The sequence below is a fragment of the Nostoc sp. ChiQUE02 genome (genome assembly GCF_034531305.2).
Taxonomy (GTDB): Bacteria; Cyanobacteriota; Cyanobacteriia; order Cyanobacteriales; family Nostocaceae; genus Nostoc.
This window is the reverse complement of sequence record NZ_JAVRBN020000058.1, coordinates 22398-29815: the sequence shown is the minus strand read 5'-3', so window position 1 is coordinate 29815 and position 7418 is coordinate 22398. Positions and strand designations below refer to the sequence as shown.

The 7418-nt window shown below is 39.5% G+C and carries 10 protein-coding genes; 5 read left to right on the top strand and 5 right to left on the bottom strand.

Features of this window, described 5'->3' with window-relative positions; all coding sequences use genetic code 11:
* The first annotated feature begins 15 nt into the window (after positions 1–15).
* Positions 16–453 (top strand): GIY-YIG nuclease family protein, encoded by a 438-nt coding sequence (locus tag RM347_RS31700; protein ID WP_428850650.1) that lies wholly within the window; start codon positions 16–18, stop codon positions 451–453.
* A 17-nt stretch (positions 454–470) separates the two neighbouring features.
* Here RM347_RS31700 and RM347_RS31695 read toward each other — a convergent pair whose 3' ends face one another.
* On the bottom strand, positions 471–746 hold the full coding sequence (locus tag RM347_RS31695; RefSeq protein WP_322715517.1) for an HU family DNA-binding protein: 276 nt from the start codon (positions 744–746) through the stop codon (positions 471–473).
* A 368-nt stretch (positions 747–1114) separates the two neighbouring features.
* Between RM347_RS31695 and RM347_RS31690 the strand changes: the two genes are divergently transcribed.
* The 3 genes from RM347_RS31690 to RM347_RS31680 all read left to right on the top strand — a co-directional run bounded on the left by RM347_RS31690 (position 1115) and on the right by RM347_RS31680 (position 4139).
* The gene (locus RM347_RS31690) at positions 1115–2665 is read left to right on the top strand and encodes an FAD-binding domain-containing protein (protein ID WP_322715518.1); all 1551 of its coding nucleotides are present in this window, start codon (positions 1115–1117) and stop codon (positions 2663–2665) included.
* Positions 2666–2841: 176 nt separating this feature from the next.
* Complete coding sequence (locus RM347_RS31685; protein WP_322715519.1) at positions 2842–3057, top strand: hypothetical protein; 216 nt, start codon at positions 2842–2844, stop codon at positions 3055–3057.
* 143 nt (positions 3058–3200) lie between these two features.
* Positions 3201–4139: a pentapeptide repeat-containing protein gene (locus RM347_RS31680; RefSeq protein WP_322715520.1), complete on the top strand. Its 939-nt coding sequence runs from the start codon at positions 3201–3203 to the stop codon at positions 4137–4139.
* Positions 4140–4279: 140 nt separating this feature from the next.
* Here RM347_RS31680 and RM347_RS31675 read toward each other — a convergent pair whose 3' ends face one another.
* The gene (locus RM347_RS31675; RefSeq protein WP_322715521.1) at positions 4280–4672 is read right to left on the bottom strand and encodes a hypothetical protein; all 393 of its coding nucleotides are present in this window, start codon (positions 4670–4672) and stop codon (positions 4280–4282) included.
* Positions 4617–5069, bottom strand: a complete 453-nt coding sequence (locus RM347_RS31670) for a CPBP family intramembrane glutamic endopeptidase (protein ID WP_416211857.1) — start codon at positions 5067–5069, stop codon at positions 4617–4619. Before RM347_RS31670 ends, RM347_RS31675 begins: the two co-directional genes overlap by 56 nt.
* Before the next feature lie 293 nt (positions 5070–5362).
* Here RM347_RS31670 and RM347_RS31665 point away from each other — a divergent pair.
* Positions 5363–6381 (top strand): IS630 family transposase gene (locus RM347_RS31665; RefSeq protein ID WP_322715535.1). Its coding sequence is split into 2 segments (ribosomal slippage): positions 5363–5780 and positions 5780–6381, totalling 1020 coding nucleotides; the frame shifts between segments, so codons are not numbered across the junction.
* A 281-nt stretch (positions 6382–6662) separates the two neighbouring features.
* On the opposite strand, the gene RM347_RS31660 is transcribed toward RM347_RS31665, so the two are convergent.
* Complete coding sequence (locus tag RM347_RS31660) at positions 6663–6818, bottom strand: hypothetical protein (protein ID WP_322715522.1); 156 nt, start codon at positions 6816–6818, stop codon at positions 6663–6665.
* Positions 6819–6824: 6 nt separating this feature from the next.
* Positions 6825–7355, bottom strand: a complete 531-nt coding sequence (locus tag RM347_RS31655; RefSeq protein ID WP_322715523.1) for a type IV pilin-like G/H family protein — start codon at positions 7353–7355, stop codon at positions 6825–6827.
* Between the last annotated feature and the right edge of the window lie 63 nt (positions 7356–7418).

Below are 7418 nucleotides of genomic sequence, written 5' to 3'. Positions count from 1 at the left end.
ATTTGCCGCAATGGAATTACACCGCTAAACCACAGGTGGCATAATTCTGGATTTTATTTAATCCGCATTCCTAAGCACTGCGACCCAGACCAAATTGATCCACTCTTGCTGCGGCTTGTGCCAATGTCGTTTTATAGGATGCCAGCAAACAGCCCAGGTGATGCGTGTCTCTATTTCATCATTGACTCGGCGGCTGGTTTGATTTTGTATGTGGGGGAAACCTGCCGTAGTAACAAGCGATGGCAGGGTATACACGCCTGCAAAGATTACATCGCCAGCTACCAGGATTTACATTATCACTATGGGTTAAAAACAGCAGTCAACGCCGCATTTTGGTGGGATGCTCCGGTTGATCGACGCACACGGCAAGAGTTGGAGTTGAACCTTATTTTGAAGTGGCGCAGTCCATTTAATAAGGAGAACTGGGAACGGTGGGGTCAGCCTTTTGGGTAGGGTGGCTTACTTATGCTTTATGGCGCTACTTTCTCCCGAAACTGTTTCCCAGCAGAAAACGCAGGCACTTTGGTCGCCGGAATTGTCATTGGCTCATTGGTTTTCGGATTACGCCCCTCGCGCTCTGAGCGTTCGCGTCGCTCGAATGACCCAAACCCAATCAGCGTTACCTTATCCCCATTGGCTACAGCCTCGGTAACAACTGACAAAAAAGCACTAATGACTTCATCAGCTTGCTTTTTTGTGATGTTGGTCTTTGCTGCTACAGCATCCACTAGTTCACCTTTGTTCATAAATCACCCTGAAGTCTTGTTTTGAAAAGGAAATTTACTTTACCATTACTTTCTCTTTTCACGAAAGGGGGATAATAACTAACAATCAAGCAGCATACGAAAATTAACAATGCACGGCTACTGCTGTGTCGATTTGGCGTGATAGATAATCGCTATTTTGCCCCAAAACCGTTGACTGGTTAATAGTCGCCAGCACAAAAATTCTAACTCGCTACATCTAATTCCACAGTTGCTGGCTGTTGTTCTTCCTTTACAACACCCAGTTCCTCACTTATTGAGGATAGATTACAACTGGCTATAGACACTCAACTTCCACAGCAAAAGAAATTATTGGTACAAATGTATTGTAAGCTATGTTAACTTAAACTATGCACCTTCTATGGTTTCGTCGGGATTTACGTTTAACTGATAACGAAATTGTCACCTCTTCATCTTGTAATGATGCAAGAGTTCTACCATTCTTCATTATTGACCCTTGGTTTTATACCTGGGATGATGTGGGAACTGCCAGAGTCCGGTTCTTGTTTGAGTCATTGGAAAATCTCAACTCAAATCTCCAAAAGTTAGGTAGTCGGTTGTACTTATTTGAAGGTAATTCTACAGACATCGTGCAAGAGTTGACTAGGCAGTTAATCATTGCAGGATATAAACCCAAACTTTTCTTTAACCGTGATGTACAGGTAGAGTATGGTATCAGCCGGGATAAAACTATAATTGATTTCTACAAACAGTTAAACCTTGATTACCACATTGGACTAAACAACTTTCTCCAATCAGCAGAGCAACGTGACGAGTGGTTTAACGAATACTACACCTATCAAAGACAATCCCAGTATAAAACACCAGCAACTATTAATACGCCTCAAATCACACTCAATCTACCAGAGCTAACATTTTTGGAACTCAAACAGAAATACTATCGCTTTTGGGTAGTCGAGAAAGTTTACTTTAGAGGGGGAGAAACACAAGCACAAGCTAAACTAGACTCATTTCTGAAAAAAAGATACTCTGGCTACCATTGGAAACTTTCTCGCCCAATGCTCTCACAGCTTGGTGCTACATCTCATTTATCACCACACCTGACTTTTGGAACTATTTCAACTCGCACTGTTTACCAAAGCACTAAAGCTAGAGCAGAAGAATTAAAAACTCAACCCAAGGCAGAATTCTCCCTCAAAGCATTTCGAGACCGTTTGCGCTGGCATGATAGTTTTACACAGCGACTCTATTTTCATCCAGAAATTGCTTATATTAACCGTTACAGGGAGTTTGATAAATTATATACACCATCAGCGTTATCAGGAGCAAAACAAGATTTATTTCAGGCGTGGCAACAAGGAATGACAGGCTTTCCATTAGTTGATGCCAGTATGCGGCAACTAAAAACAATGGGTTGGATGAATTTTCGGATGCGGGCAATGTGTGCCACATTCCTAACTATTAACTGTGGGATTTCATGGCATCACGGAGCTAAACACTACATGAACTATTTAGTAGATGGAGATTTAGCAATTAATAATTGGCAATGGCAGATGCAAGCTGGTGTAACTAATCCACTTAGCGATACTTTCCGCATCTATAACCCGTCAAAGAATATTACTGAAAAAGACCCTCAAGGAGACTTTATTTACCACTGGATACCGGAACTACGGAGCTACAGTTTACCAGAAATTGAACAGGAGAAATACATTGACACTAGTAAATATCCTAAAGTGATTCTAGATTGGTCAAAGACGCGTAAAGTTAATGGTAAAGTTGTTTCTGACTTACGAAAGCAAACCAAACAGCGATTATTAAACCAAGGTGGAGATGAATACGATAGTGCAATCGCTGCTAAAGAAACAGTTGAGAAATACTGGCAGCATAAAGACAGAGAGTACAAAGAATATCAACAAAAGCTTTCCCTGACACAAGAGTGAAGCATTATCTAGATTACGGATGGTGCGCGAGATTTTTACCCAACGAACAACAGAAAGTCTTTTACGGTGATGATTGTTGGAAATAAAATTATCAGTCAGGTAATTCAATCTCAAGCGATCGCACTCTGGCGCAATGCCTCCTGAAGATTGCACTCAGAAATTATCGGGGGAAGCTCATGAACAACCAACCGAATCACGAAAACCTTAGCCCACAAGAAACGCCATGTCCTATCTGCGGTTCACAAAATTTTATTTGGGGTCGTACCGTTGGAGAATCAGTAAGTCAGTGGGTGTATTTCCGTGCTGATGGGGCTGGGTGGGGGGAAGGCGAAAAGCTGCGGGCGCGTAAATGTAGAGATTGTAACAATGTTCAACTGTTTTCGTATGATTAGCTGATGAGTAGCCACCAGTGAGTAAATTGTAGTCAAATACTTGGCATTACTTACCAATCACAAAAGAAATATTGCACTACAGTCCGTAAAAGCACATACTCTAAGTGTAGTCTGCATAAACCCTCGCCTTTACTAGCCCAGCCATGCCCCAAGACTTTTCCGGTCAAAATCTCAGAGGTCGTTCTTTTCGAGGTCAAAACTTGGCTGGGGCAAACTTTAGTGGTGCGGATATTCGAGGAGCAGATTTTACGGGTGCTATTTTAAGGGGAACTAATTTTAGCAATGCAAAAGCTGGACTGCAAAAGGGTTGGGCTAATTTTCTAGTTTGTGTTTCGTGGTTGCTCTCTGGAATCTCAGGATTTTTCTTAGCCATCACTGGAGGCTTGATAGTTTCTGTATTTAATAACTCAACTCTAGAGACTAAGGTTTCAGGCTGGACTGCCTTAGTCGTTGCCCTCATCGGAGCTGTCGCCCTCGCCTTAGCCTTCGCTTTCGCCGTCGCCCTCATCGTTGCCTTAGCTTTAGCCTTGGATTTAGCCGGGGCCTTTTCCTTCGCCGTAGCCGTCGCATTAGCCGTTACCTTAGTGGTTGCCATCGCTCTCGTCATCGCCTTAGTCTTCGCCTTTTCCTCCGCCGTCGCCTTGCCCTTCGCCATTACCGTTGCTGTTGGACTCGTCGTCACTGTCGCATTAGGACTGGACAAAGCCAAAGCCTTAACCTTCGCCATTGTCTTGGTCTTCGCCGTCGCTGGAGCCGTTGCTGGAGCCTTAGTTTTTGCCATTGCCTTGGTTTTCATCTTAGCTAGAAGTGGAGCCGAATCCATCGTCTTCCTCGGAGCGGCAGGTTTATCCTTCGTCGTCACCTTCGCCATCGCTTTTACCGTAGCTATACTTAGTATTTACATTGCTAGGAGGGCAATGAAAGGAGATGAAAAATACGCCATTATTCGCAACATTGCTGTTGCTTTTGCAACCTTTGGTGGTACAAGCTTTCGCAGCGCTGATTTAACTGATGCTAATTTTACAGGAGTCATACTTAAAAGTACGGATTTTAGAAAAGCTATTCTGACTCGTACTTTTTGAGCAAGAATATCCATTTGTATTTATTGACAGTTATTTGCAGCACTTTCTATCCTACTTGGGGGATTTGTTGAATCTGCTCAATAATTGAACTTCACTTGCCTGAAACTGGAATTGTCCAGGTTTGAATCCTTTGTAAGCCTCTAGTCTTCCGGCCAAAGCAATAATTCATATTTAAATTGGACAACCTCAAAGTTAGCATCGTCAAAGTAGTACTGCCCCTGAGCTTGAAATATGCGCTTAAAAAGTTCTGGAATGCTATTAGCAATAATTACAGGATCTGAAAGCTGATTACTCTCTAAAATCGGCTGCCCCAAAAGTATGCAACATTCGCGCTTGGAAGTATTAAAGAAGTAAGCAATACAACGACCATCTTCAAGATCCATCAGATGAGTTGCATAACAGGTAAAAGATTTTGGTTGAGAAATTTCGTAAATTTTATGAAAACTATATTGAGGAATTTGCCAAAAAGGATCACTATTAGGGTAAAGTGTCGCACCTCTCCCTTCTTCGCTTTTTATAGTTATTAGCCTCATATTTAAGCCGCATGAACGGGTAAATATCTCCTGCCAAGTGAAAACCTATAGACCCAACAAGCCCTACATCTGAATAAAGCAATGTTACAGTAAAAATATAAAAAATAAGATGCGTAATAATATGTAGTCGTCCTTGATAGATATGATTTCCAATAGTTACAAATAAACCCAGAAGAATTGCCAAGTAATAATTGTTTATATATATGCCTAATTGATGTACTATTACTCCCCGAAATATCAACTCTTCTGTTATTGGATTTAATATACATACAGCAATCAAAAATAAAATTCTCTGAAGCTTTTGCCGTGGTATAAGCCTTACAGAAACGAGATAAGCATCATTTTCTACAATTTGGCTGACTCTCAAAATATTTAAAATTTTATTTACAATTAACACAAATATACAATAGCAAACTAAGCCAATTATTAAGGAAAATACTGGTAATATATCAAATTTTAAGCTAACTGATGGTGCATCCCATCCTAGAATATAAGTTATGGAAAAAAAGAAACTTAACAAAATTTGATTCCAGAGAATATAAAAGCCAAAACTAGATTTTGGTCTTTCTACTTTTCGTTGCTTTTTAATTAATTTTCTTTGAACTATAGCAATCCGGAATGATTCATGAGAAAATACTGAGAAGATATAAAAGTAGCGGTTGCAACCAAGGTGCAGGTGTGGATATGTGGATGCAATTATTAGAAGATTTTATCAAAAATAGTAAAGAACCGCGTGAAATCAAGCGGGCTACAGCAGTAAAAATGCTGCTATGTGGATACAAACATGAGGAGATAATGCCAATATTAGGTGTCTCATCTGGCTTCATAAGTACCTATAAAAAATCATTTTTTAAAATGGGGATTGATGGGTTAAAACTAGGGCATAAAGGAAGTTTTGGGTATCTGGATGATATTCAACGTGCCGAGGTAATTGAATGGTTGCAAAGCAAGGATAGATGGACTTTAAATGAATTAGAACACTATATCGCTTCCAAATATGGAGTCACATTCTCCTCGAAACAAAGTTACTACGATTTATTTGATGCTGCCAGTATTAGTTGGAAGAAAACTCAAGCAAGTAATCCAAAATATGACCAAGAATTAGTAGACTCAAAAAAAAAGAGATTTGTGAATTATTGGAAACGCGACGACCTGAAATAGAATCAGGAGAGCTAGTTGTGTTCATGGTAGATGAATGTCATTTACTTTGGGGAGACATAATAGGTTATGTCTGGGGAAAAACTAATGAACGAGTGACAATACCAGTAGTTAATGCTCGTGTTAAACAAACATATTTTGGTGCATTAGATTATAAAACCAAGGAATTTATCACCTATGCGGCAGAAAAAGGTAACTCTAAAAACACAATTAACTTTTTAGAATATCTTCGTCAACAACGACCATTAGCCAAACTTTTAGTAATTTGGGATGGTGCAAGTTATCATCGTTCACAAGAAATTCAAGATTATCTAGATTCATTAAACCGTGAATTGGAAAAAGAACAATGGTGGATTACCTGCTTAAGGTTTGCCCCAAATGCACCACAACAGAATCCTGTAGAAGATATTTGGCTGCAAGCAAAACGATTAATTAGAGAATTTTATTTTTTCTGTCATTCTTTTAACGTAGTTAAGGCGTTATTTGAACTATCAATTCATTGTCAAATTTTTGACTTTCCTAAACTTGATGAATATGGTGTTTTCTCATAAATCATTTAGGATTGCTATATGCTGCTATACAAATACACCATACTTAAGAAAAGTACAAAGAATAGAACACAATTACTAAATGGAGGTAATTCAGTTTTCACGATTATCTTTTATTGGGTTCAAGCAAGTTTAAATCCATCACGGCAACCATGTTTTTCGCATAACGCGTTGTAAGCCTTGGCATCTGCTCAAAGTCGCGGATACGTGTTGATGGTGCGGTAGTACTTGGGGCTGCTTTGGAATAAGGAGTAGGTCATTTTGCTAAGTTAATTTATCTCAAATCACTCTTCTTCATCTGTCACATCACTGTATGCGGAATCATCCACAGCCAATACAGGCTTGCCCATAGCAGCTTCAATTTTGGTAAATATCATCAATATAGGGGCATGATTATGACTCCGATAAATCCTCCTAAAAACGTCATTGAATGTTTGCATACTATTTTATTTGATACTTTCAAAACCGATAGGGCAGCTAAAATTACCTTGTTTAAAAATAGGTCGGGGAGGATAAGCTAAAGTCTGTTTTTCGGAGCGGCACATTATTGAAATAGTAGTTTTATTTTTTTGCTCGTAAGCAACTGCACCTATCAGGCTGTTGAATCCCTGTTTGGTCAGTCCTAATTGAAATACATCAGTTGGGAATTCTTTTATCGGAGTTGCATATATAAATGACTTATCCTTACTCATGTCTACGGTATATCGATAGCGGCTTGTAGCTGTTGGTGCATCTCCATCTCCAAGCTCTAACAACCTATACGATTGAGCGAAAGCTGATTTCTCCGAGAAATATGCTTGTTGTACCTTAATAAATCTTCCAACTGTAGCTTTACTGCTATCACCACAGCCACAGCTTGGTGGAACTCGAATAAACATAATCGGAATCCCAAGTAATAATCCTCCAGTTCCAATAATTAACAAGATTTTTTTAAAGATATTGTTGGTATGGTTACTTGGCTTATTTACATCAGACATATACAACTTTAAAACTAATAGTGCAATATTTCATAAATAGCCGCATTCTACCCTTCATTGGGA

Coding starts and splice junctions, on each gene's coding strand:
- RM347_RS31680 (WP_322715520.1), top strand. CDS start 3,201: ATGCCCCAAGACTTTTCCGGTCAAAATCTCAGAGGTCGTTCTTTTCGA.
- RM347_RS31685 (WP_322715519.1), top strand. CDS start 2,842: ATGAACAACCAACCGAATCACGAAAACCTTAGCCCACAAGAAACGCCA.
- RM347_RS31690 (WP_322715518.1), top strand. CDS start 1,115: ATGCACCTTCTATGGTTTCGTCGGGATTTACGTTTAACTGATAACGAA.
- RM347_RS31695 (WP_322715517.1), bottom strand. CDS start 746: ATGAACAAAGGTGAACTAGTGGATGCTGTAGCAGCAAAGACCAACATC.
- RM347_RS31675 (WP_322715521.1), bottom strand. CDS start 4,672: ATGAGGCTAATAACTATAAAAAGCGAAGAAGGGAGAGGTGCGACACTT.
- RM347_RS31660 (WP_322715522.1), bottom strand. CDS start 6,818: ATGCAAACATTCAATGACGTTTTTAGGAGGATTTATCGGAGTCATAAT.
- RM347_RS31655 (WP_322715523.1), bottom strand. CDS start 7,355: ATGTCTGATGTAAATAAGCCAAGTAACCATACCAACAATATCTTTAAA.